At 36.8% G+C, this 24,416-nt stretch carries 32 protein-coding genes and 1 riboswitch; of the genes, 12 read left to right on the top strand and 20 right to left on the bottom strand.

The window, feature by feature from the left end; translation table 11 throughout:
* Nucleotides 1-11: 11 nt before the first annotated feature.
* From JOC86_RS00460 to JOC86_RS00430, 7 genes are all read right to left on the bottom strand, one after another.
* On the bottom strand, nt 12-1,199 hold the full coding sequence (locus tag JOC86_RS00460; RefSeq protein WP_205167828.1) for a CaiB/BaiF CoA transferase family protein: 1,188 nt from the start codon (nt 1,197-1,199) through the stop codon (nt 12-14).
* 549 nt (nt 1,200-1,748) lie between these two features.
* Entirely contained in the window at nt 1,749-1,898 is a 150-nt protein-coding gene (locus JOC86_RS00455) for a hypothetical protein (RefSeq protein WP_205167827.1), read from the bottom strand.
* A gap of 48 nt (nt 1,899-1,946) precedes the next feature.
* Nucleotides 1,947-2,270, bottom strand: coding sequence for a pyrophosphohydrolase domain-containing protein (locus JOC86_RS00450; RefSeq protein WP_205167826.1), 324 nt, complete (start codon nt 2,268-2,270; stop codon nt 1,947-1,949).
* A 362-nt stretch (nt 2,271-2,632) separates the two neighbouring features.
* Nucleotides 2,633-2,818 carry a hypothetical protein gene (locus tag JOC86_RS00445; RefSeq protein WP_205167825.1) on the bottom strand — a complete coding sequence of 62 codons (186 nt, stop codon included), beginning with the start codon at nt 2,816-2,818 and terminating at the stop codon, nt 2,633-2,635.
* Nucleotides 2,819-3,036: 218 nt separating this feature from the next.
* Complete coding sequence (locus tag JOC86_RS00440) at nt 3,037-3,489, bottom strand: hypothetical protein (RefSeq protein ID WP_205167824.1); 453 nt, start codon at nt 3,487-3,489, stop codon at nt 3,037-3,039.
* The gene (locus tag JOC86_RS00435) at nt 3,490-4,278 is read right to left on the bottom strand and encodes a hypothetical protein (protein ID WP_205167823.1); all 789 of its coding nucleotides are present in this window, start codon (nt 4,276-4,278) and stop codon (nt 3,490-3,492) included.
* A gap of 473 nt (nt 4,279-4,751) precedes the next feature.
* Entirely contained in the window at nt 4,752-5,207 is a 456-nt protein-coding gene (locus JOC86_RS00430; RefSeq protein WP_205167822.1) for a YxiJ family protein, read from the bottom strand.
* A 249-nt stretch (nt 5,208-5,456) separates the two neighbouring features.
* Between JOC86_RS00430 and JOC86_RS00425 the strand changes: the two genes are divergently transcribed.
* On the top strand, nt 5,457-5,762 hold the full coding sequence (locus tag JOC86_RS00425) for a DUF6157 family protein (protein ID WP_205167821.1): 306 nt from the start codon (nt 5,457-5,459) through the stop codon (nt 5,760-5,762).
* Nucleotides 5,763-6,269: 507 nt separating this feature from the next.
* On the opposite strand, the gene JOC86_RS00420 is transcribed toward JOC86_RS00425, so the two are convergent.
* The 3 genes from JOC86_RS00420 to JOC86_RS00410 all read right to left on the bottom strand — a co-directional run bounded on the left by JOC86_RS00420 (nt 6,270) and on the right by JOC86_RS00410 (nt 8,732).
* The gene (locus JOC86_RS00420) at nt 6,270-6,788 is read right to left on the bottom strand and encodes a hypothetical protein (RefSeq protein WP_205167820.1); all 519 of its coding nucleotides are present in this window, start codon (nt 6,786-6,788) and stop codon (nt 6,270-6,272) included.
* Between the two features lie 265 nt (nt 6,789-7,053).
* Nucleotides 7,054-7,848, bottom strand: coding sequence for an ABC transporter permease subunit (locus JOC86_RS00415; protein WP_205167819.1), 795 nt, complete (start codon nt 7,846-7,848; stop codon nt 7,054-7,056).
* Nucleotides 7,848-8,732 carry an ABC transporter ATP-binding protein gene (locus JOC86_RS00410; protein ID WP_205167818.1) on the bottom strand — a complete coding sequence of 295 codons (885 nt, stop codon included), beginning with the start codon at nt 8,730-8,732 and terminating at the stop codon, nt 7,848-7,850. Before JOC86_RS00410 ends, JOC86_RS00415 begins: the two co-directional genes overlap by 1 nt.
* A gap of 155 nt (nt 8,733-8,887) precedes the next feature.
* Here JOC86_RS00410 and JOC86_RS00405 point away from each other — a divergent pair, with 155 nt between their 5' ends.
* A complete protein-coding gene (locus JOC86_RS00405) occupies nt 8,888-9,490 on the top strand; it encodes a TetR family transcriptional regulator (RefSeq protein WP_205167817.1) in 603 nt (200 codons plus the stop codon).
* A 261-nt stretch (nt 9,491-9,751) separates the two neighbouring features.
* Here the strand turns inward: JOC86_RS00405 and JOC86_RS00400 are convergent, their stop codons facing one another.
* The 4 genes from JOC86_RS00400 to JOC86_RS00385 all read right to left on the bottom strand — a co-directional run bounded on the left by JOC86_RS00400 (nt 9,752) and on the right by JOC86_RS00385 (nt 12,970).
* Nucleotides 9,752-10,408 (bottom strand): potassium channel family protein, encoded by a 657-nt coding sequence (locus tag JOC86_RS00400; RefSeq protein WP_205167816.1) that lies wholly within the window; start codon nt 10,406-10,408, stop codon nt 9,752-9,754.
* A gap of 177 nt (nt 10,409-10,585) precedes the next feature.
* Nucleotides 10,586-11,893: a replicative DNA helicase gene (dnaB, locus tag JOC86_RS00395; RefSeq protein WP_239587321.1), complete on the bottom strand. Its 1,308-nt coding sequence runs from the start codon at nt 11,891-11,893 to the stop codon at nt 10,586-10,588.
* On the bottom strand, nt 11,884-12,228 hold the full coding sequence (locus JOC86_RS00390; protein ID WP_205167815.1) for a replicative helicase loader/inhibitor: 345 nt from the start codon (nt 12,226-12,228) through the stop codon (nt 11,884-11,886). Before JOC86_RS00390 ends, dnaB begins: the two co-directional genes overlap by 10 nt.
* Nucleotides 12,221-12,970: a conserved phage C-terminal domain-containing protein gene (locus JOC86_RS00385; protein WP_205167814.1), complete on the bottom strand. Its 750-nt coding sequence runs from the start codon at nt 12,968-12,970 to the stop codon at nt 12,221-12,223. Before JOC86_RS00385 ends, JOC86_RS00390 begins: the two co-directional genes overlap by 8 nt.
* Nucleotides 12,971-13,279: 309 nt before the next feature.
* Nucleotides 13,280-13,375, top strand: a riboswitch (SAM riboswitch).
* A gap of 224 nt (nt 13,376-13,599) precedes the next feature.
* Between JOC86_RS00385 and JOC86_RS00380 the strand changes: the two genes are divergently transcribed.
* The 7 genes from JOC86_RS00380 to JOC86_RS00350 are packed head-to-tail and all read left to right on the top strand — an operon-like array spanning nt 13,600 to nt 16,317.
* Nucleotides 13,600-13,983, top strand: coding sequence for a YeeE/YedE thiosulfate transporter family protein (locus tag JOC86_RS00380; protein ID WP_205167813.1), 384 nt, complete (start codon nt 13,600-13,602; stop codon nt 13,981-13,983).
* A gap of 13 nt (nt 13,984-13,996) precedes the next feature.
* Nucleotides 13,997-14,878 (top strand): YeeE/YedE thiosulfate transporter family protein, encoded by an 882-nt coding sequence (locus JOC86_RS00375; protein WP_205167812.1) that lies wholly within the window; start codon nt 13,997-13,999, stop codon nt 14,876-14,878.
* A gap of 13 nt (nt 14,879-14,891) precedes the next feature.
* Nucleotides 14,892-15,140, top strand: a complete 249-nt coding sequence (yedF, locus tag JOC86_RS00370; RefSeq protein WP_205167811.1) for a sulfurtransferase-like selenium metabolism protein YedF — start codon at nt 14,892-14,894, stop codon at nt 15,138-15,140.
* A 14-nt stretch (nt 15,141-15,154) separates the two neighbouring features.
* Entirely contained in the window at nt 15,155-15,457 is a 303-nt protein-coding gene (locus JOC86_RS00365; protein ID WP_205167810.1) for a DsrE family protein, read from the top strand.
* The gene (locus JOC86_RS00360; RefSeq protein ID WP_205167809.1) at nt 15,450-15,815 is read left to right on the top strand and encodes a DsrE family protein; all 366 of its coding nucleotides are present in this window, start codon (nt 15,450-15,452) and stop codon (nt 15,813-15,815) included. Before JOC86_RS00365 ends, JOC86_RS00360 begins: the two co-directional genes overlap by 8 nt.
* A complete protein-coding gene (locus JOC86_RS00355) occupies nt 15,812-16,060 on the top strand; it encodes a hypothetical protein (RefSeq protein ID WP_205167808.1) in 249 nt (82 codons plus the stop codon). The genes JOC86_RS00360 and JOC86_RS00355 overlap by 4 nt, the downstream gene beginning before the upstream one ends.
* Nucleotides 16,061-16,077: 17 nt before the next feature.
* The gene (locus JOC86_RS00350; protein ID WP_205167807.1) at nt 16,078-16,317 is read left to right on the top strand and encodes a sulfurtransferase TusA family protein; all 240 of its coding nucleotides are present in this window, start codon (nt 16,078-16,080) and stop codon (nt 16,315-16,317) included.
* Nucleotides 16,318-16,700: 383 nt separating this feature from the next.
* Here the strand turns inward: JOC86_RS00350 and JOC86_RS00345 are convergent, their stop codons facing one another.
* From JOC86_RS00345 to JOC86_RS00335, 3 genes are all read right to left on the bottom strand, one after another.
* Nucleotides 16,701-18,230, bottom strand: a complete 1,530-nt coding sequence (locus JOC86_RS00345) for an alpha/beta hydrolase (protein ID WP_239587320.1) — start codon at nt 18,228-18,230, stop codon at nt 16,701-16,703.
* A gap of 360 nt (nt 18,231-18,590) precedes the next feature.
* Nucleotides 18,591-19,073: a GNAT family N-acetyltransferase gene (locus JOC86_RS00340; protein ID WP_205167806.1), complete on the bottom strand. Its 483-nt coding sequence runs from the start codon at nt 19,071-19,073 to the stop codon at nt 18,591-18,593.
* Between the two features lie 57 nt (nt 19,074-19,130).
* Nucleotides 19,131-19,577: a MarR family winged helix-turn-helix transcriptional regulator gene (locus JOC86_RS00335; RefSeq protein WP_205167805.1), complete on the bottom strand. Its 447-nt coding sequence runs from the start codon at nt 19,575-19,577 to the stop codon at nt 19,131-19,133.
* A 198-nt stretch (nt 19,578-19,775) separates the two neighbouring features.
* Here JOC86_RS00335 and JOC86_RS00330 point away from each other — a divergent pair, with 198 nt between their 5' ends.
* Genes JOC86_RS00330 through JOC86_RS00320 form a run of 3 tightly spaced genes read left to right on the top strand, consistent with a single transcriptional unit; the run spans nt 19,776 to nt 22,125 of the window.
* Entirely contained in the window at nt 19,776-20,471 is a 696-nt protein-coding gene (locus JOC86_RS00330) for a polysaccharide deacetylase family protein (protein ID WP_205167804.1), read from the top strand.
* A 52-nt stretch (nt 20,472-20,523) separates the two neighbouring features.
* Nucleotides 20,524-21,081, top strand: a complete 558-nt coding sequence (locus tag JOC86_RS00325; protein WP_205167803.1) for a class I SAM-dependent methyltransferase — start codon at nt 20,524-20,526, stop codon at nt 21,079-21,081.
* A 54-nt stretch (nt 21,082-21,135) separates the two neighbouring features.
* Complete coding sequence (locus tag JOC86_RS00320) at nt 21,136-22,125, top strand: zinc-dependent alcohol dehydrogenase family protein (RefSeq protein ID WP_205167802.1); 990 nt, start codon at nt 21,136-21,138, stop codon at nt 22,123-22,125.
* Nucleotides 22,126-22,242: 117 nt separating this feature from the next.
* On the opposite strand, the gene JOC86_RS00315 is transcribed toward JOC86_RS00320, so the two are convergent.
* The 3 genes from JOC86_RS00315 to JOC86_RS00305 all read right to left on the bottom strand — a co-directional run bounded on the left by JOC86_RS00315 (nt 22,243) and on the right by JOC86_RS00305 (nt 24,268).
* The gene (locus JOC86_RS00315; RefSeq protein WP_205167801.1) at nt 22,243-22,656 is read right to left on the bottom strand and encodes an ArsI/CadI family heavy metal resistance metalloenzyme; all 414 of its coding nucleotides are present in this window, start codon (nt 22,654-22,656) and stop codon (nt 22,243-22,245) included.
* 29 nt (nt 22,657-22,685) lie between these two features.
* Entirely contained in the window at nt 22,686-22,847 is a 162-nt protein-coding gene (locus JOC86_RS00310; RefSeq protein WP_205167800.1) for a hypothetical protein, read from the bottom strand.
* Between the two features lie 407 nt (nt 22,848-23,254).
* Nucleotides 23,255-24,268 (bottom strand): S66 family peptidase, encoded by a 1,014-nt coding sequence (locus tag JOC86_RS00305; RefSeq protein ID WP_205167799.1) that lies wholly within the window; start codon nt 24,266-24,268, stop codon nt 23,255-23,257.
* Nucleotides 24,269-24,416 lie beyond the last annotated feature (148 nt).

The following is a 24,416-nucleotide window of genomic DNA, read 5'->3' as shown; positions in this document are numbered from 1 at the left end:
AATGAACATCACTAAATAACCCCTTGGGCTCGTAAAATATCTAATTCATCATCTCCTAAATGTAATTCTTCCTTTAGAAATGATAACGTGTGCTCGCCTAATAGTGGAGGATGTTTTTTGATTTTCAGAGATGCATCAGAAAAGCGAATCGGATTTCTAACTAATTTAACCTTCCCAAGTGTTGGGTGTGGAATCTCTTCTACCATTTCCCTTGCTTGAACCTGTGGATGCTGGAATACTTGTTCAACATTATTCACGGGCCCAGACGGAATCCCTTGTTCAGACAGTAATCTAAACCATTCATCTGCCGTTCTCTCTTTAAAAATGGCTTGAATTTTTGTCGATATATCGTCGCGATTTTCCACCCTTGCCGCATTGGTTTTATACTTTTCGTCTGTGATCCATTCTGGCCGACCAAGAATATTACAGAGCTTTTTAAATTGCTGATCATTCCCAACAGCAATCATCATCGGTCGATCCTCGCATTGGAACACTTGATATGGGACAACATTATTATGCTGGTTCCCCATTCGTTTCGAGATAAATCCCTTCATCAAATAACTACTCGCCACATTAGCTAACGAACTAATTTGAACATCTAATAAAGAAATATCAATATGTTGCCCTGCCCCACCATTATTCCTTGCGAAAATAGCAGATAATATACTTACAGATGTATACAGGGAAGCAATAATATCAACGACCGGAAGTCCCACTCGAGTAGGGTCTCCATCAGCATGACCGGTTACATCCATTAATCCCCCAATCGCCTGAATCACGGGATCATACCCTGGCTCATTACGATAGGGACCCGTTTGTCCATAACCTGTAACCGAACAAAGGATAATAGTTGGATTATGTTTCTTAAGCTCCTCATAACCAAGCCCTAATCGCTCAAGGGTTCCTGTTTTATAATTTTCCATGATCACATCCGCATTCTTCACCAGCTTCAAAAATAATTCCTTTCCACTCTCACTTTTAAGATTGATCGTCACAGACCGTTTATTTCGATTGGCCGTAAGATAATACGTACTTTGATCCTCTACAAACGGCCACCAATCCCTCATCGTATCCGTTCCTTCTGGTGACTCAATACGAATCACATCCGCTCCAAGATCCCCCAAGATCATGGATCCTGCTGGAGATGCATAAATCCTTGATAAATCCAAGATCCGAATCCCTTCCAATGGCTCAAACAAAATAAATTCCCCCTTTATTGCGTCTGAACAAATAGACAACTCTTTTTTGTACCGTTGAGTGATATGGTGTTTCACTAATCAGTATATTTTTATTAGATATTAAATATTACTTTTAATCTTCATTAGCAAAAATCTTAAAACAGTAAAATATAGTTCTACAGCCAATGGTATTAAAGGTAAGTTTTATTAAAAAAATAGGTAGGTAACAATTTCTTAGCTATCAATTTAACCAGGAGTAGTCGATTTGGAACGAAATAATTATCCATTTATGTACACATTGAAAAAAACCCTTACATGTGTAGTCTGTAAAGGTTAAATTTTCTGCAAGTCTTACTTTATAAATATTCTCTATCAAATATTATTGTCTAGTTCTTCTCTTCGTTGAAAAAATAATGTAAGCGAAATTCGCAAATTTTTTTTGTAAATTGATAAAGCAAAACTTCACATTCGTTCTTAATACTAAAATTCAGTTCAAATTTATTTTTATCAAAACTGATTAACCCCTTTGTACTACCACTCCATTTTAACATTGGTATTTTAGCAATAAGACTAGCCTCTTTCATCAAACTCCCAAAGATTTTTGATTCGTTTTTCGGAAAAACCGGTTCTTTTTCTATACTTTTTACTCGTTAAATAATGCTGAAAGAATGGAGCGACTTCTTCAGATATAGACTGTTTTAGCTTTTGAAATATATTCAACTAAGTTCTTTCCTAAATGTGAGGTTATAAATTGAAGCTCAGACATTATTAATCCTCAACCTCGACAAGAAAGATTTTCTCCCTAAATCCCCCACGCTTCTCTGCTTTCTGCACTCTAATTTTCTCGACTTCTTCAATTGAAGAGCCGTGATATTCTGCCAGAGTGTACATAATCTCTAAAAGATCAGCCATTTCTTCAAGTGCATCCTCTCTACTTTCTGCCTCACAATATTCCTCTAACTCTTCAAAGCTCTTTTTTTTTAGTTCTTCTATATATCTCGTATCATCCAAGATTTCTATTGAAAACTTCTTTCCAGAGTTTTCAATAATTTCTGGAATATGGTCTCTTACTAGTTTGTTATAGAATGGCACTCTGATCACTCCTATGTAATGTTTTGTGTGATAATTTTTAATGAAACTATTTGTTAGGAACATTCTTCTCTCACACAGTCCTTTTTACCTATCTCTATATTATCTTAATCCCCAATTAAAAATCAGACACCTGTCTAATAATTTTATCTATTCATCCACAACCAACTAAAGCCTATAAATCCAAGGACCCAGAAAATCGCTACCCACCAAAACCAATCGGGTAGGTATTCCATTCCAAATAGCAATAGAATTCCTCCTTAGCCATAATTCTACCCAAATTCTAACATATTTGGATGAAATCTACCCTAATTTTTTAGGCACAAAAATAAGGCCCAATAATTGAGCCTTAGTTCTTTCTTCATTCACTTCCCGACCAACGCCATGACCCCTTTGAAGATAAGGAAAAGAGAGAACACTAGGATGGCTAATAAACCAATGACATCTGTGACAGGTTGTAAGCTTTCAAGGAATGAACCTTCTAGAGGAACTTTGAGTAAGGCAAAACCGGATAAAATACTTGCCAGCATTAACAATATAAATCTATCCATATTAACCCCTCCTTTCCATACACTATATGTACAGAAGTTTAGGTTGGTTATTATGGAATAGCGGTTCCTTCCTACGAAGAATGACAATTTTTTCGCTGGATCGATAGATGATTTTAAAATTTCAAATCGAAATGTTCTACATTTCTATGGAGGTGCTTCAGGATTGGAACGGATTTACTGGCGAATAATGACATAATTTATCCTAAACTTTTCCGTATTTACTTCACTTTCGCAAGTCCAAACGCTAAATTATCCCATAGGATCTTCTCCACCATTTCAGTCTTGTCTTCTGGGCAATCGACAATTAGGATGACTTCTGCTTGCTTTCCACGTAATAATCTGTGTTTTTTCTTAAAAACTTTGTTTTGGATGACATCAAGTAAGAATCCAAATACTAGTCCACATGCTCCTCCAATAATTCCCCAATAAATGGGGCCCCATTTAAGAGCAAACCCTCTACTAGCTCCGATTACGGCGAAGGCAACTGCAAATGCGAAGGCTTTGTCTAATAATGAGGTTCCATCCGATTTATGAAGCGTGTCAAAGAGTTTTCTTTCTTCCGTCCGGCTATCTAAAGGCAATGCAAATATATCGTTAATTCCCTTGTCCTCTAATTCAGAAATGGCAAGTTCAATATAGGTGGAATGTTCGAATGTTGCAAATATCTGCATTTAACTCACCTTTGTTCCCTTCTTTACCTTAAAGCTTGACGATTGATAATTTTTTCTCAAAAAATTCTTCTGTTCTTTTTCAAATAGTTTATTATTTTCAACTGTATTTACATAGGAATCATAAATGGCAAAAAAGTAAAAGGAAGGATAATAAAGGAGCCACTGAGCATCTAAAATCTCAGTAGATTTCTTTATCTCTCCGAAGAATAGATGATGAATCCCTTCAAGCATATGGGAGTAATACACGAATACTACAGTAATGCTCAGTGTCATCGCTGCAATCACAATTCTATGGATATAAAGATGACCAGTACTTGGTATCATCATTGACCAAACGATCGCCATGATGGGATTACGTTTATCAAGATAATTGATTTCCATCGCACCGATACTAAATGTATTATATGGAGCGTCTTCCCTTTCTGCCAAAAGATAGATCTTATTTAAATCAACGGTCGTTCGATAGCTATCCCATATCGCAAAAAAGTAAACAGGTATATAAAGGAGCATCCAACGAGTATCTAATACTTCTTTCACGAGATCAATCTGTCCTGTGAACGAGTATACCATCGCTTGATTGAGCTTCATTTGATGATTGATAAAGATCTCCCAAATAAATAATAGAACCCCGCGAAGATACTTTGAGAGAATTAAATGACCGAATCCTGGAAATGCTGCGGACCACCAGGCAATAATATAAGGGTTCCTCAAATGAAGCTGAGTCGTACCAAATATACTGATATGTGCTTTATATCGGCGATGATTATTTGTAGTCGTATAGTTCTCCATAAGCACTCACTTTCATTTATGTAAGACTCGAAATGGTCCCCACTGAGGTCATATGTATTCATAAAGCTTGTTCATGCAACAAAATGGTCACTAGACTTTGTATATATTTTTCCTAATCACTTCCAAATTATGCGTTTCTTTTTATGGACAGCCATAATTAATGTGGCTGTCGGATAAGTCCATTTTCCTTCTATTAAACAGGTCATTTTGATTTTGGGAATATTGATAAATTTTAGATGAAATGTTTCACTCATTCTTTGTCTTCCTTTAAATTCATATGATTATTCCTTCCAGCCCACTCCATGACTAAGGAGAATCATCATTTTCTTTTTCTTGAATGTGGTAATGCACCACTTTTTGATTTTATGCACGAGAATGACAAGGAAATGCACGAGATTCCAATTTATGCACATACTAAAAAGGAGTGAACAGGATGGTTCCTGATCCCTTTCATACAACGACCTAGACATCATTTAATAACAATTTAGAAAGTATAAAACAAGGAGTCGAATGTTTTCATAAGCCATGTATTGCTCATAAAAATGAGGATACTTTTCTATGTGTTTATCTAAAACCAGATATTGCTTAAAATGGTCAAAAAAAGAATGTTTCAGCCATTCCAAGCGCCTGCATGGCATTTTTGTTGTTTTTCCGATAAGGGTCAAACTCGCCAAAATGCTCATCCAATATGTATTTAAATCACCGTTTAAATCCTCGACCGAAAAGGAACTTTTGAAATCCTCTTTCATTTTTCCTGTATCCTCATAGGGAAAAGGACTTTTCATAACCGAATAACTATACGAGAGTAATCCGATAATACGTGGGTGTTTTTCCTTTATTACCAATTGCAATACATCATTAAAATAAGAGTTCATCCCAGTCGTAAACTTCACACTTCTTACATTTTTAATTGGATCTATACCAATCATTCAAATCACCTTATATTAAGTTTATTATTTTATCCCTTTATGATCGTTTTTCTTGGTCCTTTTTCGTTCCAAAATAAAAGATAATAGAAGGATTAACGGTTAATGTTTAATTAATAAAATAGTTTCGTGCCAAAAAAATTTAAATATAGCATTGTTGAATAATGACATAGTGAATTAAACATCATTGATTTTGTCATGGTACCTTACAAATAATGAAATAATTGCATGGTTTCCTCAGGAGGGAATGATATGAGTTACAAAGACACTTTTATTACCATTTCGGAAGATTCACCTGTTACTTCTGCTATTGAACCAGTCCCAAAAAATCAAAAACCTACGATTGCTTCTATTGAATATCATTTAATCAAGAATAACCCATATAAATTTACACAAGAAGATGTACAATTTAATACTTATTTGATTAAGAATCAAATCGAACACAATCAAGGTGATCATCTACGTGATCAATTTTTCGCAAAGCCTAAAGCGTGTTTTAGAGCCTCTCCATCCTATTGTTTTATTGTATCTGACTATTGTTTTTTGGAGAAAGAGTAATTAAGCTTTTCAATAGCGAGGTAGAAAATAACAAAAAATCAGACGACTCATTTTTTTGATTTCCCTTCAGAATTCATATGCAAATCATTCCATGACTAAGGATCATTATCATTTTCCTAAACTTGAAAGTGTAATGCACAACTTTTCGGTTCTAATGCACGAGAATGATTCGGAAATGCACCAAAAACAAAATTAATGCACAGAATTGATTAGGAATTGCACGAGGTTTCAAATTTATGCATATGTTAATATCTAGGAAAACGAATCAATTTATTCTTATACTATTACAAAGGACTGTCCTAAAACCAGGAACCATACCTACAATCGTTATAAGAAACCTCTATCGACAAACTTGGTGGTTCTGATCCCTTTTTGGACAGCCCCTTTATCTATAGGAAATCATATTCGTCTTGAACCAATCGAAATTATTAATTTGAATTTGCTCTTACTTTAGAAGTAGATTGTTGGATCTAATTCACTCATTTGACATCATCTTTATTAAGATTATCATTTATCCGGTTTACTATATTCTTTGTTGCTTCTTTGAATAGCTTTTTTTCTATAGATTAGGAACATTCCGATGCCATTTACTAATAGTAAACCAAAAATAGTGTTTCCGAGGGGTGCCCACCCGTTCTCCCCTGTGAATAATAATGAAAGTGCTACCTTTCCAATAAGCGTTACATTCATAACGAGTAAGCCTAAAGTTAATGAATGTTTCCAAAATGCCATTCCAATTGTAACTACAAACACCATCATGAAGGTAATCGTTATCACCGCTGATACAGGATTGCTCAATAACTTTTCTTCCATGTCTAAAACCGCCTGCATTTGCCCGTTTATGGTTTCTGGAGGAGGAAACCAAACCATGCTGCTCATCATTAATAGAAAAGTAATTAAGAGACCTTTCCTATGATGTTTATAGGCAAAGTAAGCTAACACGACAAGAAAAACGGGACGAATATACCAACTTAATGGATTTAGATGCCGCCTGAAAGCCCACTCAAGAATTTCTTGATATTCCATTTGTTTCACACCTTTTTAAATTAATACGGTTTTCTTAAAGTTTGTTGATACCTGAGAAAAATCGGAAATACATCATAGAAGCTATGAGCAGCCTGAATACATGTAGACTCCTGCGGGAACAGTGGCTAAAGTGAGCCCTGCAGTGTACGGGTCACCCTAAGGTACGGGAAGTGTATTCAAGCTGCGGGTTAAATAATAACAATCATTACGAAAAGTGCCTAAATTAAAAATGACTCAAATGTACGGATCCCATCAAACTATAGTCTTATAGCGGAAGGTCTCTTTTGCTGAAGATAATTACACTAATGGTATAAAAGAATAGCCCAGATAATGCCAAACCAATGGACACAGGCCATACATCAAACGACCCTTTCACAATTTCCAATGGTTGAAATGCCGTGAAAATCGTGAGGTATTTCAGCCAATCAAGGTCACTAGAATTAGAAAGAATCTGGATTAGATAAAAGAATATTGAAATTCCAGCTGAAGCCCCTAGCGCTAATTTTGCTTCATTAAACAAAGCTGAAAAGAAGAAAGCATAGCCGCTGATCGCAAAAAACAAAAGAAAGGCAAGAACATTGATTTGTAAAAATGTCTCCATGTTACTATTTACATCTTCTATCATTGTTTGAAGACCTACTATCCCTGCTAGTGTTGATAAAATCGAGATTATAAGCAGACCTGAAATGAAAACAGCTGCTTGCGTTAGAGCCATCCGTTTTCTTGAAACAGGCGATGCTAACAAATAGGCCATCGCCCCCCTATCAACCAAATTTGCTAACAGTTGATTCCCGACAATGATGCAAAAAATCATCATAAATAATAGATAAGAAACACCATAAAATCCAGTAGCGAGGAAGCTTTCAACCCCTTGAAGCCCCGCTTCCATTCCGAATGCCTCCCGCATGCTCTCTGGTAGAGCATTAAAGATGTCCGTTTCTCCACTAGGATCATACATACCGATTGTCATTAATAAATATCCGGTAAGTAGAATGGTAAAGATCACTACTAGTTTACTAGTTCTCTTCATCGTCGACCTAAATAACGGCAAGTTTATCATTAATGAACCCTCCGATCGTAATAATTCATGAACATTTCTTCTATGCTCTGATTATCAATATCGATATTGGTAATTCCACAGTGAGATAACGTCCGTATGAGCTCGTCATAATTCCCTTGAACGTCGATTTTCACCGTTAACTCATTAACACTCTTAACTTTAAGTGAAGACTGCTTTATTCTTGTAAGATCCTCCTCACTTTTCACCTGTACCTTAAATAGTTTTTGTTGTGCTTCTTTGAGTTTTTTTACCTCCTCGATGGCTACCAATCTTCCATCTTTTATAATTCCAACCCGATCACAGGTTCTTTCGATTTCTTCAAACAAATGGGAGGACATGAGTATCGTTTTTCCTTTTGCTTTCTCCTCCAAGATCAATTGGATGAATTCATTTTGCATAAGAGGATCCAAACCAGATGTCGGTTCATCCAGGATAAGAATTTCAGGGTCATGCATAAAAGCTGCCACAATTCCTACTTTTTGTTTCATTCCTTTTGACATTTTCTTGATTGGGGTCTTTACATCGAACTGAAATCGATCGATTAAACGATCTCTTAACGATAAATCCTTCATACCTCTCATTTCTCCAAGTAGCTGGAGGGTTTGCATTCCATTCATTCCTTCAAGAAAAGCAATCTCGCCTGGGAGGTAACCAACATGCATTTGAATGGCTGCACTTTCTTTCCAACAATCAAGATTCTTTATCCTTGCTGAACCCGATGATGGTTTCATGAAACCCATTAAATGACGAATAGTCGTTGATTTACCAGCACCATTAGGTCCAAGATAACCAAAAACCTCCCCTTTCTTCACTTCAAATCTCAAATCAAAAATTCCTTTGCCATTTGAAAATGTCTTCGATAATCCATGAATTTGAAGACTCATAATATCCTCCCTCTCCACTCAATTGAATGAAATGAATAATTTATATTGTTTTTATTCATTTTATTCTCGAAATAACAAAGTGTCAATAAGTTTTGAATAAATCTGATTGTATTTATTCAAAACTTCCTTTATGATTATCTTAAGGAGTGAGATTAGTGGACGGATATCAATTACGTACAGAGAAGAAAAAAGAGAAGATTAGAAACGTGGCGATTGAACTTTTCTTAAGTTTTGGTATTGAAAAGGTAAGTATCACTGAAATCGCGAAAAAAGCAAGTGTATCTCCTGTTACCATCTATAATCATTTCGGTACAAAGGATGAACTAGTCAGAAAGGTCATCACTTCTTTTATACAAAAAGAATGGGAGGACAGATTGGACATTACGAAAAGAGGAGATTTAAGTTTTCACGAAAAAATTGAAAAGATGGTGTTTGAAACGGAGAGTATCACAGGTAAAACAAATCCGGAATTTCTTAATTCAATGATCAATGGTGATCCAGAGCTAGAAAAGATGATTGGGGAAATCTATCATCAATTCCTTCCGTCCATCGTTGATTTTTTTGAAGAAGGTAAGAAGCAAGGCTACATGGATCCGGATATTTCTACTGAAACCATAATGATTTATTTGAACTTACTTAAAAATGCTATGAGTGGGTTTCATTTCTACAATGATCCTGAAAAAAATTCAAAATTAGCAAAAGACTTAACAAACTTTTTCTTCTACGGGTTACTTAATAAAGCTCCAAATCGTAAGTAATAGGTAGATTAGATTTTATTAAGAGTAAATAAATAACCCCAAAAACACTATTCATATCTAGTCTTTTTAGGGTTATTTTTATTTTTTCCTTATTCCCACCGGCTCGTCCCATAAGGACTCCGGAACCACTATGATCGACCATATCTAAAATATTTTAAAGGATTTCTTCTATATATTGAAGTTGTGGTTCCTTTTACTTTGGTTTTGAAACAGCCTTCTCTCCCTTCCCCTGTTAGATGCCTTTCTTTTTGTAACCCCTGGTTAAACTCCTTTCTTATCAAACCTTGTAATATCTTCATTCCTACCGATCACGATCAGGATATCCCCTTCCTTAATGACATCTTCTGCTAATGGAGTGACCACAATTTCTCCCCCTCTTTGATACGCCACAATATTGCAACCAAATCTAGCTCGAATATCAAGATCTAATAACGATTTATTATGTAATTTATTTGTCGCCACAACCTCAGCAATACTGAACTCCTTGGATAACTCAATGTAATCGATAATTTTTTTGGAAATAATATGATGGGCGATTCGTTTAGCCATATCTCTTTCAGGATGAATGACACGATCAACCCCGATTTTATAGAGTACTTTGGAGTGATAATCATTGTGAGCTTTTGCCCAAACCTGTGGGACACCTATCTCTTTTAGTAATAACGAAGTAAGAATACTCGATTCAATATTTTCCCCAAACGAAACGAAAGCAAGGTCAATATTACGCAACCCTAATTGTTTTAAGGTTAGTTCATCGATTCCGTTTGCTAACACTGCATGGGTTGCATAATCAGAGTAATAACTAACTTTCTCCTCATCAATATCCACAGCTAATACTTCTACACCTAAATGGTAGAACTCTTTCACTAAACTCCCGCCAAACCGACCGAGACCAAAAACCGCGAATTGTTTATTCATTTCTTCGCTTCCTTTCAAACATGATGGATTATAAATTGATTCTCTTATTAACGCTGAAAAAATTAACTAACGTTTTATTGTTTGAAAGTATCCTTTCTTCCTTAGTATGGTAAATTCATGTCAAGAAAATCCCCTATTTTCTGCAGGTGTGATCATGATACGTTATACCCTGCGAAGTCACTGATTCAAATTCAAAAACTTCCCATACTCCTTCATAAAAGCAAGCTGTATGGTACCGATTGGTCCGTTTCGTTGCTTTGCCATAATGACTTCAATGATGTTTTTCTGATTGGAGTTTTTGTCATAATAATCGTCACGATATAGGAAGGCAATGACATCTGCGTCTTGTTCGATCTGACCACTTTCACGTAAATCTGACAGAAGTGGTCGTTTATCCTGCCTGCTCTCAACTCCACGACTAAGCTGGGAAAGGGCGATCACGACGAGGTTTAATTCTCTTGCCATCGTTTTTAACGTACGGCTTATCTCACTGATTTCCGCCTGACGATTCTGTTTATGCTTCGGATCGCCAATAATCAATTGCAGATAATCGATCACCACTAGCATTCTTTTCTTCTCCCCATGCACACTTCTTATCTTACGGAGCTTCGACCAAATATAATGAATGTCCATACCTGCTTTATCAAAGATATGGAGGTTGGATTGTGAAACCTTCCCCAATGCATAGGATAAATGGCTCCAATCGTCTTCTTCAAAACACTTTCGCGGATTTCTCATTTTTGTGCTATTAATATTTCCAATACAGCTTGCAGCTCTTTTTAACAATTGCTTTTTAGACATCTCTAAGGAAAATACAATTCCAATATCATGCTCTGATGAGTTTAAAGCTATATTCAGTGCAAACGCTGTTTTTCCTACACTTGGCCTTGCTCCAACTACAATGAAATCGGATTCCTGAAACCCTCCGGTAAGGCGATCTAATTCTATAAAGCCTGAAGGTATACCTTGTATTTCTCCAAGATCCTTTTCACAATCCTGGTAAAACTCAACTAATGTTGTCTTGATTTCTCCTAGTTCGTCGTTCGTTTGATCCTCTTCTATCTCCATTAGATGATGAATGCCTTCATTGACGGTTTTTGTGAAGTCCCCTTCATGTGCATTGGAGATAATCTTATCGGCAATCCCTATTATGTTCCGTTTTTGATGATATTCCTTTACAATGCTTTGATATAAATGAAAGTTCTCTGTAGTAGGTACTCTCCCTACTAATTCGGTTATGTAACTAATTCCGCCAACACTCTGGATATTCTCTTCGCCTACCTCCTCTAAGACGGATATAACATCAATGGGTTTTCCTTTTTCATCTAGCCGCTTAATGACAGAAAGAAGGTTTTGCAATGGTTCCAAGTAGAGTTGTTCAGGAAGGACGGTACACTCCTTCACTAGTTCTTCTTTTAAAAAGAGTGACCCAACAACAGCTTCTTCTGCCTGTTGATTAAATAATCCAGTATCGATCATGAGCATGAATCCCTTCTAATCCCTAGAATTTCCCTCATTTTGGCTAGCTCCGTTTGAACGACTTCCTCATTTGCCGGCTTTGAAGTGGGATATAGTATAGCAATTGTATCCGTTCGATCAGGAATCACTCTTGAAATGTTTTCTTCTTTCCTAGTTAGTTCAGAGAGCATTGGAGGGTACGGTGATCTTGCCACATAGGCAATTAGGTTTGCTTCAATTTCTTCAAACGAATACGTTTGTAAAACGACATGCCAGATGTCAATTTTTTTCTGGTTAATTTTAAACTGATGATAATAGTCGGAAATCAATTCTAATAATCTATAAGTTTCTCGTTTAATCATCTAGATTAAAATCCTCCTCTTTGTATGATTTCTTATTTGCTTTCTGGTTTACATACGATTCAAATTTGGGTCCGAATAAAGTCTCCGGTCTGAGATACTTACTCCAGTGTGGATCTCTTAGCCATTCAGATGTCTTTAAGTCAATCACCTTTTTAAAATCATCTAGGACAAAACCTTCCCTCCACCTTGCCTGTATCAGCTGTTTTGTTTTCTTAGAATTCGATTTGTAGGATGAATGGGTTTGTTGGTTTAGATAATCAATCACTTCAGAAAAAAGGATATGAATTTTCTCTGTTGTAGTCTCTGTAGTAATCTCTGGTATTGGTTTGTTCAAACTGATCTCATCCTTTGTCCAACCTGATTCTTTCGACTGTTCACTTTGAGCAGATGGAAGGTCAAAAAGGGACAATCGATGGTATTCCAAGCCTTCAAGCTTTTCATAATCTATTCGATACCACTTTGTTTTGTCCATTTTTGAACGATTCCAATTTGCTGAGACTACATATCCTTGTTTTTCAAGAGAATTGATCGTCCTTCGAATCGTACTTATCGACCAAAAGGGAAACTGCTTCTGCCATTCTATATAACTGTTATAAATCCACTTATTCTCCTCAAACACATGGGAGCTTGTCGTTAACCAATAATGAATCTGCTGCAAAAAAATCGATTCATTGACCCCAACCTTTACAGCCAATGACGGAATGACCATTAATGGATGTTCATTGATTAATAATCTACTCATCATAAAGCCCTCCTCATATTAAGAATTTTGCATCTGTCTTAAGTAAAACTTACTCATTTTTCTAATCCATTTATAAAAGAAATCCGACAAACCCTTTATTCTTCCATCTGCTCATCCACCTTTCGTTTTTTATATAGAAGCAAAGGCTAATAAGAGGACACCCAAAACATAAAAAGATTTTTCGGGTGGTGCCAGGCACGACCCGAGTTTTGTCGATTTTTGTTTGATGTGCCTATTTCACAAAAATAGATTGACAATTCTATAAACTTTGAGATAAAATCCTATTAATCCGATATGAATTATTGTTTTCTCTTATGAAGAGAGGTGGAGGGAAAGGCCCTTTGAAGCCTCGGCAACCTGAAGATAAGGTGCCAAATCCTGCGGAGTGATTCCGAAAGATAAGAGAGGTGAAGTGATGCTGTATAAAGATTAAAACACCTCTTTCTTGAAATAGAGGTGTTTTTTGATTTAAAGCTCAAATTGTAAGGCTTGTTCGTTATTTTTAATGTGAAGGTAAGGGCATTTCCCCCTCCCACTTCTGACCTTCCGCACATAAAGTGTGGTAGAAATATAGCTTTATATATTGTTAGAAAGAATGTTTAAATTGAAAAAATTAGTGAGGTGATCCTATGGCAATCCATTCAAATCAACTAGAAAAAGGGGTTCCCTTTTCCCCATATCAACAACAGGCTAAAGAAGTTGAATCGTTTAAAGGAAGATTAATGACACTCTATCAAAAGGTTTTAGTGAACTATTGGCCATATTGGGCAGCTGTAATAGCGGCAGCCATCCTGAATATTTTCTGGTTTGCTCTCTCCGGTGGCGCATGGGGCGTGACAACAGAATTTACAAGATGGGGAGGGCATTTGCTTCAACTGCTTGGCTTTGATGTCAGTGGATGGCTATATTTTGAACAAATTAAACTCGAAAAGATGCCATGGGACCGCGGTTCAGGCTGGTTAATTTTCGGAATGCTAGGTGGAGCTTTCCTTACCGCCCTAATTAAGCAATAATTTTAAAATTCGCATGCCACAGCAACGAAGTCGGTTGCTACAAGGGTTTATCGGCGGGGTTCTTGCTGGATTCGGTGCGAGACTTGCAATGGGTTGTAATCTCGGTTCTTTCTTTAGTGCTGTCCCACAATTTTCACTACATGGCTGGATTTTTATGCTTGGAATGTTTCCTGGAACCTATCTAGGGACAAAAATAGCTCTTCACCCTCTTGTCATGGGAAAACGAAAATCAAGAAGCCGCGCCAGAAACCGAAGCAACAAAGGCCAAATACCAACTAGGGTTCAAACAGTTCTTGGGGTCATCGTTGGAACTGCTATTGTTCTAGCCACAGTCTATTACTTTAGTGTTGGCCAAAGCAAGCTAGCTTTTGCTTTATTATTTGGGGCAGCATTTGGGGTTTGTATTCAGAGGGGACGGATTTGTTTTACTTCTGCCTTTCGTGAGCTTTGGATTACGAAACAAGGAGCACTAGGTCGAGCGCTTGCATTAGGGATGGTTGTCTCTACCATCGGTTTTGCTATTCTGATGAGTCTTGGTGTAGAAGCTAGAGCGGAGGCAGCAAGTATTGGTGTGTTTCTTGGAGCCATTATTTTCGGAATAGGGATTGTGCTTGCCGGTGGCTGTGAAACAGGCTGGATGTATCGCTCAATGGAAGGCTATGTTCAATTATGGTTTGCAGGGATTGGAACCGTTGTTGGGGCTACTTTCCTTGCATGGTCATGGGAAGGATTAGGCTTATATCAATTTCTTGTCAAACCATTCCCGGCGATTAATCTCGTAAATAGTTGGGGATGGACAGGAGCCATCTTCGGTACAGTTGGTCTATTGTTGGCATGGTATTTACTCATCACCTGGTGGGAAAGCCGTGATTCACTAAAAAAATTAACAAAATAAAAGGAGAATAACAATGGGAATAAACATTAACGTTGATCGAACACTTGATTTACAAGGAGAAGCTTGTCCCTATCCACCCATTTACACGATAGAAGAATTGAACGATATGAAGCCCGGAGAAATTTTAGAAGTAATCGTCGACCACCCTCCTTCTGTTACAAATGTGCCGGAAGAAGTCATTCGAAACGGCCATGAAGTCTTATTTGAGCCGGTTCGTGATGGCGCTGTTTTCCATTTGTTTTTTCAAGTAGCAAAGAAGTAAAGGGGTGAAAATCAATGCATATTGGAATGATGATCACAGCTGCATCCGAATCATCTTCTTTTGCAACTGCCGAGAGAATTGTACTTCTTGGATTAGAAAGAAACTGGTCTTTTTCTATCTTCTTTATGGATAACGGAGTATATGCCATTAAGCGATTTACACGACTTTTAACTGAAAAAAATCATATAAAGCTGATTGCATGTGCTCATAACTGTGAGGAAAGAGAATTGCCTATCGATGAAGGAGTCAAATCCGGGAGCCAAGCCGATTGGGCAAGAATTGTGGACGAAGCAGAGAGGGTGATGGTTTTTGGCTAAAACGGTAGCAGTTGTACTTGAAAGTTCAGAGGTTGACCCTCATCGATTGTCAGAAGGCCTCCGGATGTCAGTAGGTCTTGTACTGGGGAAGCATGATGTTTATGTTCTTCTTTTCGATAAGGCGGTATTAGCCTCTCTAAAAGAAAAACCCGTTTTTTTCGAAAAATATGAAATGGCTAAGCATATAAATGCCCTTATTATGCTAAAGCGAAAAGTGTGGGTCAATCGTCATTCATTAAGTGATCTTCATCCTGAAGCAGAAAAGCTAAAAGGTGTGGAACTGAAAAAACAGAGTGAAATGCTAGACGTAATAGCAAGTGCAGACGTTGTCATACGATACGAGGTGGATGCCAAATGACAAAGACACTATTTATTTTGACAAAGCCGATAAATGAACGAACAGAGGAAATCGTTTCAATCCATAAGGAAGGAACGATCGTGCTTATGCAGGAAGCGATCAAAAGTAGCCATTCATGGTCATTACCCGTATTCGTCGAAAAAGAAGATGCTAACCATCGCGGTCTTATCAGTATTCATCCTGAAATTCAAATGAATCAGCTATTATCGTTAATTGAAACTCATGAGCGAGTAATGGTATTTTAATGAAAGGAAGATGACTAGTGAGCCAATCGAAAGAAATTGTTTTAGATGCCATCGGAGAAGTATGTCCATACCCTCTCCTTAAAGTACAAATGGCCATGGAAGAATTAAATCCCAATGATATTTTACGAGTTGATTTTGACTGTGGCAAAGCAACCGAAACCATTCCTGAATGGGCACAGCAGGAAGGACATGAACAACTTTCATTAGAAAAGATCGGGGAGCGATGGGCTATTAGATTGCGGAAAAAATATAACTAGCAGCTTTAAATTGTTTTATTTAAGAAACCGGTTTTCGTTGGGGAACCGGTTTCTTTTTAGTCATATGTACCCCTCGGATTTACAATTTAATAATATATCCCAATTTCTTCTCCTTAACAAAGCTTGATTTTTAATAAATTCTTTGGCCAGTATTCAACGTTTAATCAGCTTTGCCTAATATAGAGTTGCTCCGCGCATTAAGTTAGAATTCCACCTCATAAACTGCACAAGTTCGAGCATAGCTCATCAATACACACCCTAAAAAATCGATTTTGACTCATAATCAGTGTACCTGCGCATAATAGTGGAATCCTGCCTCATAAAAAGTTTCTTCTTAATTGTAACAACCCAGGTCCTGATTAGAACCCGGGTAATTTGTTCACTTATTTCGGGTTAGATCCCACCCACTCAACAATGTCATTAATAACATATTCCGGAATATTAGCTGGTATCAAATATTCAGCAGGGGTGCTCATTTCCCCTTCGCCTTCTGTGAATAGGTGGTTTAGCTTTGGATAAAGCTGGTATTCTACATTTGTACGATGGGAGAGCTCCTTTTTCCAAATTGGAATTTCAATATCAGATAACACTTGATAATCCCTTTCCCCTTGAATAATTAGAAGCGGTTCGGTTTGTTCCTTTGCCATTTCCGCTGCTTTAATATCATTAATCGAATCCCAAAACATTGCTTGACCTAATTGAAATCCTTCAGGAGGATGTTCTCCAGAAAAGTTGGGATCGTTTAACATTTCATACTGCTCCTTCAAAAAATGATACATAGCAGGAGGGATTTGCCCAATAGATAAAAGGTAATCAAATTGATCAAGAATGACATCTTGGATGGTTCGGGCAGGTCCACCCATAATGATTGCCCCTGCAATATTTTGTCTCTTGTCTTTATTCAGCATTTGCGGGACCATCATTCCGCCTTGGCTATGTCCGAGGATGAAAATTTGATCGTCATCAATCTTCTTTTCTTTTTCAAGTAAACGGGTTGCGAGTAGAGCATCATCGGTTGTTTCTTTATCGACCGTATGATTCGGGTCTGTTATGGTTTTTACTGGATGTTCAAATGTCCGTTTATTATAACGAAGGACTGCGATTCCTTTTGAAGCAAGACCATATGCTAAATCTCGAAAAGGTTTTAATGCATAAATGGTTTCGTCCTTATCACTCGCCCCTGACCCTTGAACAAGAACGACTACTGGAAAAGGTCCCTTCCCTTTAGGAATAGACAGTGTACCAGGTACGGCAAAATCCCCTTTTCCAATTACCACATTTTTTTCAGTAAAGGAATTGGGGTTACTGTAGGAAGGATCATCTGCAATCACCTCTCCCCCCATTGGAGGAGTGACGAGGAAGTCATCAACTTTACCAGAGCGTTCCAGTCTAATCGTCATCGGAACAGTTCCCTGTTCAAAGTTCAATTGGATTTCTACATTGGTATGAACTCGATTCGACTCTTTTACTGTAGCATCCCCGATCCCAATGAATGCACCCATATTTAATTGAAGAGGAAGTGCGGTCCAATAGTTCTCTAGCCATTTTTCTGATATCCCCTTTTTCAAAGCGTGAGTCGATGATTTCAAGGCATGTCGATAATCACCTTTTTGCATATCATCGACAAATTGAACCGCTTTCTGAATGAAACGATCATGATGGTTATTTTTGTCTATGATGGGGTCTTTTCTAGTGAAATGAATACTTTCTTTCAGCTTAGTAGTTGTAGGCAAGTTCATATTAGGAAAATCAGATACTCTGGCAGCGTTGGTAACTTTTAGTGGATTAAAATCTCGATGATGTTCCCTAAGACTTGTCTGAGAAGTGATATTATTTCCAAAGGCAGTTGTTGGAATCGATAAACTAATGATCAAACTTAACACTAGAAACTTTTTGCTTCTAAAATTGTTCAAAAAAATTCCTCCTTGTGTTCAAAAGACATAAAAACTGCATCATTTTTTACATTCTCTAGTCATTCAGCTTTCCCTTTAAAAAATGTTAAATTAGGAAAAAATACACAGTGGGATCTTTCAAAAAGTCTCTTTTCGTAGAGATTGTTGATTTTTGAGAATAAACATTTGACCGTTGACCGTTCCTTTCCTTCCGCTCCAATCCACTCTTCGTTTTCAATATTGTTAAATGCAACAAACTTTTAGAAAAGAGGCTTCAAAAAACACTCTTATATATGCTAAAACGGTACTTCCAGGAGTTAAAAAGTCATAATGGTAAAACAAAAAAGACCAAACCCTTTTAAGCAAGTGTTGGTCTTTTTCTTATAGAACTTCACTTCTTCTTTCAAAGAAAAGAACATCCCTCCATACTCCATGATGTTTACCGATTTTTTCCCTGATCCCCACCTTCCTAAAACCTTTTTGTTGAAAGATTTTGATACTCCCCTTGTTTTCTGGAAAAATACTTGCTTGTAATGTCCACAATCCATTTTTTTCAGAACGGGTAATCACTTCTGATAAAAGCTCTTTTCCCATTCCTTTTCCTTTAAATTGCGGATGAACATATACACTTACTTCGCCAACACCTCTGTAAACATATCGGCGTGAAACTGCACTAACAGTAGCCCAGCCTGCCACCTTATCATCTTTAATTCCTACCACACTGCAATGAATTATTTTTCCATTGATCCAATTCCCCCAGTTTGGAACGTTCGTCTCGAAGGTTGCATTTCCAGTATCGACTCCTAATTGATAAATTTCCTTAATGCCTGGCCAATGCTTTTGACTGATTAATTCAATATTCATGACTCGTTCCTTTCGATTTAGATTATTTGTATTCCACAAGTATTATAAGAGTAAATGCTATTGTACAGGCTTACAACACATCTTACTTTTCGCCATTGATTCATTTAATAGCCGAATCGATCGTAAAACGGTCTCTCTCTCAAAATCGTTCATATTTGAGAAAACATCTTCTAAGTATTGATTCATCTGTGTATCTATCGAAGCAGCAACGGCTTTTCCTTGAATCGTTAATTGTAAATAATACACTCGCTTATCGGTAGAGGATTGAACTTTCTTTAACAATTCCATCTTGGATAATGTTTGGATTTGACGGCTAAATGTCGTCACATCAACCCCGAGTGTTTCGGCAATTTCCTGCATTGACGGCTTTTCCCTGTGGTCAATTTCATATAAAATATGGCTTTGAATAAGGGATATATCCACATTTCCAATCGAACAACAATTCTTATTTAATAATCCAAATCTACGCATCATTACCTGTAACAATTCTCTTGGTGATTCCAACTTTTATTCCTCCTTTGACTTGAATCCGATCGATTGTTAGTATTTCACTTTCAATCATCTCACCATTATTATACTTATCAATTTGTATTTTGCAATTATTAGGGTAAACATCCATCGATTCTATTGATTAAGTCTCCCCATCATCATTCTCCTTTTGATATAATCAGTGATGATAAATAATATAAAGAAGGTAGTCTGATGAAAAAAAGAATGGTTATATCATGTATTGTCGTCCTAGTATTATTACTTTTATTATTCGGCTCCTATAAATTAATGAATTCGAGAGCCTTCCAATTATTCGGAGGGATTACTAGTCAAGTCGAAACCAATGAAAAAATCGTAGCGTTGACATTTGATGATGGTCCCACTAATCATGTGAATCAAATCGTATCGATTTTAGATCAATACAACGCAAAAGCAACCTTTTTCTTAATTGGAAATGAACTACAGAAGAGCTCTGAAGAAGGACGAAAAATAGCGGAGGCTGGACATCAGATTGGGAATCATACGTATTCTCATGAGCGGATGATTTTTAAAACACCTTCCTTTATAAAGCAAGAAATTGAAAAGACCAATAACTTAATTCGCGAAACAGGCTTTAAGGGTGAAATTGACTTCCGACCACCCAATGGAAAGAAATTAATTGGATTACCCTATTATTTAAATAAAAAACAGATAGATACGATTACATGGAACCTTGAACCAGACAGCTACTATACCTCTGTCGATGATAAAGTGGCCTATGTTAATGAAAATATAGAACCAGGGTCTATCATTCTATTACATCCAATGCATGATGACACTGGTAAAGAACTAAGAGTGATTGAAGGGATATTGAAATCTTTAACTGAAAAAGGCTATCAATTTGTCACTGTGAATGAATTGCAAAAATAATAACTACTGTTCTTTTACGCTAGATATAAACTATTTTTCAGGGGTGAAAAGAGTGGTTATACAAGAGGAAATAAAGATAGTCATTGGGGCAGGCGAATATCTTAATAATCCAGGCTGGATCCATACACAGGAGGATGAACTAAATTTATTAAATGAGAACACTTGGAATAATAGATTTGAACACCATTCTATTACAGCTATTTTAGCTGAACATGTATGGGAGCATCTAACGTATGAAGAAGGAATCAAAGCGGCAAATATTTGTTATACGTTTTTAAAATCATCTGGTTATATTCGTTGTGCTGTACCAGATGCGTTTTTTCCTGATAAGGACTATCAGAATATCGTAAAAATCGGTGGACCTGGACCAATGGATCATCCAGCTGCAAGTCATAAAATCGTTTATAATCATATAACATTATCGGAAATGTTCGAAGCAGCTGGGTATAAGGTCGAATTACTGGAATATTGTGATGAGAATGGCAATTTTCATTACTATGAATGGGATGGAAAAGACGGTGTTATTTTTCGCTCAAAACGATATGACCCTAGAAATCAAGGGAATAAACTTGTTGCACCTTCGCTAATACTTGATGCAATTAAGCCATAATAAAGAATTTATTGAAGATCAAAAATAGTCGATGATAAAGGGGCATTATTTATTTTGGAAGCAAAATGTATTAAATTTTATGAGTTTGGTAGACCTGATGATGTTTTACAAATTGAGAATAAAAGGATTCACCGACCTCAGAGTGGTGAAGTCCTGGTTCGAATGATCACTCGTCCTATTAACCCCTCTGACTTGATCCCAATTCACGGGGCTTACTCCCACAGAATTTCTCTCCCTGCCATACCTGGATATGAGGGAGTTGGGATTATAGAAGATGTTGGACCTTTCGTTTCGCAGGATCTCATTGGAAAGCGTGTTCTACCGTTGCGTGGGGAAGGCACTTGGCAGGAATACGTTAGGACCTCTGCAGAGCTGGCCATTCCCATCCCCCAATCCATTGAGGACAATACTGCTGCACAGTTATATATAAATCCTGTCACCGCATGGCTGATTTGTTCAGAAGTATTAGCCTTAAAACCAGATGAAGTATTACTGGTAAATGCATGTGGATCTTCTATTGGTCGTATCTTTGTCCAATTATCTAAAATTCTAGGCTTTGAGCTCATAGCTGTAACCAGAAATCATTTTTATACCGAAGAACTTCTGCAACTTGGTGCTTCTCAAGTCATCGATACGTCAGTTACTTCATTACATTCGACAGTTAGGGAATTAACAAATGGACGTGGAGCTAGTGCTGCTATTGATTCTATAGGTGGTCCGGCTGGTTCAGAGTTAGCTTCTTGTGTTCATCCAAATGGAACTTTATTAACCATTGGGCTCTTATCAGGTGTACCGATCAATTGGGCAGACATTTCAAAAAGAACAAAAGTAAATATTAAAATGTTTCATTTACGACATTGGAATCAACAAGTTCCTGTTAAGGCTTGGCATGAAACCTTTAACCGATTGATTGCATTCATATTGGATAAGAAACTAACACTTATGGAGCCAAGCGCTCATTTTGACTTACTAGAAGTGCAGCAGGCTATACGTGCTGCTGAATCTAGCAAAAATAATAGCGGAAAGATCTTTTTAACAAGTTAGATTCAACTTTAAGTACAATCAATAAAGCTTTCCATGAATAAAGGAGCCTGTTTTTCGTCAATTGTTTAAAAAACAGGCTCTATAGCAGTTTTTGCCTATTCTTTATAATCTCCTACTTTACTTTTTAAGCAGATCACAGCAAATTGATCTATCTTTCCCCATGCTGTCTTCACCTGTTTTTGTATAGAAGAATTCCCACTCATTCCCATTAGGATCACTTACCCAAAACTTATCCTGTGTCGCATAACAACAAGTAACATCCATTTCTTCTCGGGCAAAGAACCCTAACTTTTCTAACCTTTCTTTATGATCTAACACTTCTTTTAAATCACTAACTTGAAAACCAAAATGTCCAACCTGATTTCCTGACACTTCTTTTACAACATTCAGGGTAAAATTTAAGCTTGGGTCTTCTATTAAAAATTTTGCATAATCTTCTTTTACTTTTACTGGTTTGATATTAAATACTTTTTGATAAAAATCAATGGACTCCTCTAAATTAGTAACATTAATCCCGACATGCATTTTCATTTTACTACTCCCCTATCTTGTAATTTTATTTAACAAGCTATACAGCATTCTGGCTCATGAAAATTATTTTCTGATTCATTTTTAAGAAAGCATTTATCACGTTCAGTAAGGATGATCTCTTCCTTGATGTGTAGTTCCATTTCCATCTTCTTGGCAATGAAATGCAATTGAAGTTGGTATTCATTAAACATGCAATCAATCCTTTCATTAAATGTACTTCCTTATAATTTCATAGTCCCATGTAAAATTCATTCAACGAAAATTTGATTTCCAAGATCGGCTATCACCCCCTTTAAATAAGACATGAGCTAATTCGGTACATTTTTAAATAATTTTATTTGTATATTGCAACTATAAACCACTAAATTTTTGTTGATCAGATCTATGAGTTCAAATTCCCCCCTCACATTTTTAATCAACCAACAGAATACAGTCTACAAAACGGATTTTAGCAGTTTTATCTCTTAAATTATTTATACATTAATTAATTGTAAATTGCAATAATTATTCTTATTGTTTTATTTTATCCAAAAAACCTTCTTAGAACCTATTCATCCTAGTTCCAAGAAGGCTACGGTGATTTTCTACTTATTCATTTTTACTTAAAGCTTTGCAAAACAGTGCCAGTACCATCCTTAACCTCTACATCAGCATATGCCCCATTAATAAAAGTGAGTTGTGGTGGAACATGCCCACAATCAATGTCATATATAATGGGAACCCTAAGCTCATCAGCTAATTCCTGATAGACATCTTCGATCATGTAGTTTCCGACTGGTTGATTAGCAGCACTTCTCCCAAACATGATTCCTGAACAATTTTCAAACCATCCCGTTAGCTTCATTTGTACGATTGATCTCCGCAAATCGGTTGTTGGTAGCTCACAATTCTCAAAATACCAAATGACAGGTTCATCATCGATAAACTGTTTGCTAAAAGCCTTTACATCACCAAAGGGAGTGCCGATTAAATGTCTGATCGCGTCAATACATCCACCTAATAAGCGCCCTTGAATTTTTTCATTTTTGTTTGTAACTGTTTTCCAATCGGTTTGTTCTGTCAAATGAAAGATACACGGTGTCGGGTTATCATGCTGCCATTCTTTTTGGTAGTTAGCTGACGAATTTTGCAGGATTGAATCTCCAGATTTGGTTGATAATACAGACTTCCACATTGCTGTTGTGTCATCTGAATACTCGCCTCTTAGATCAATAAGATTGGTCCCATGTGCGGTTGCCATTCCTGTCTTCAATGTAATGGCCAATAATAACACACTTAAATCTGAATACCCTAATATCCATTTTGGCTTTATTTTTTCAAAGTCAATCTCTTCAAGGATCTCAATCAAAAGCTCTCCGCCCCATGGTGGAATGATTAGTTCGATGCTTTCATCCTGCAGCATTCCATTGATTTCGATTGCACGTTTTTTAGCAGGTGCCGATTTTGCTTTGTCTTGTGTCCAAACCGTTTCTCCACATTGGATTCTAAATCCATTGGATTCCATTCGCCTGCATGCCTGCTTTACGAGATCGTGTAATTCAACATCCACACCAGATGATGGTGCTGTTATACCGATCGTTGCGTCTTTTTCTAAAATCGGATATTCGATCATCTTTATCCCCCCTAGTTTTTCATGATTTTACCAATGGAGGAATAGTAGAACAAGGATTTTTTTACTAGTTTTCCATTTATAAAGTTTTTAGCAGCTACAGATCCGCGTAATTTATCGATTTATGTCGAGAAATCGATAGAATGAAAGA

Source organism: Rossellomorea pakistanensis (genome assembly GCF_016908495.1).
GTDB lineage: Bacteria > Bacillota > Bacilli > Bacillales > Bacillaceae_B > Rossellomorea > Rossellomorea pakistanensis.
Note: the sequence above shows the minus strand (reverse complement) of the source record. Positions and strands in the feature narration are given on the sequence as shown.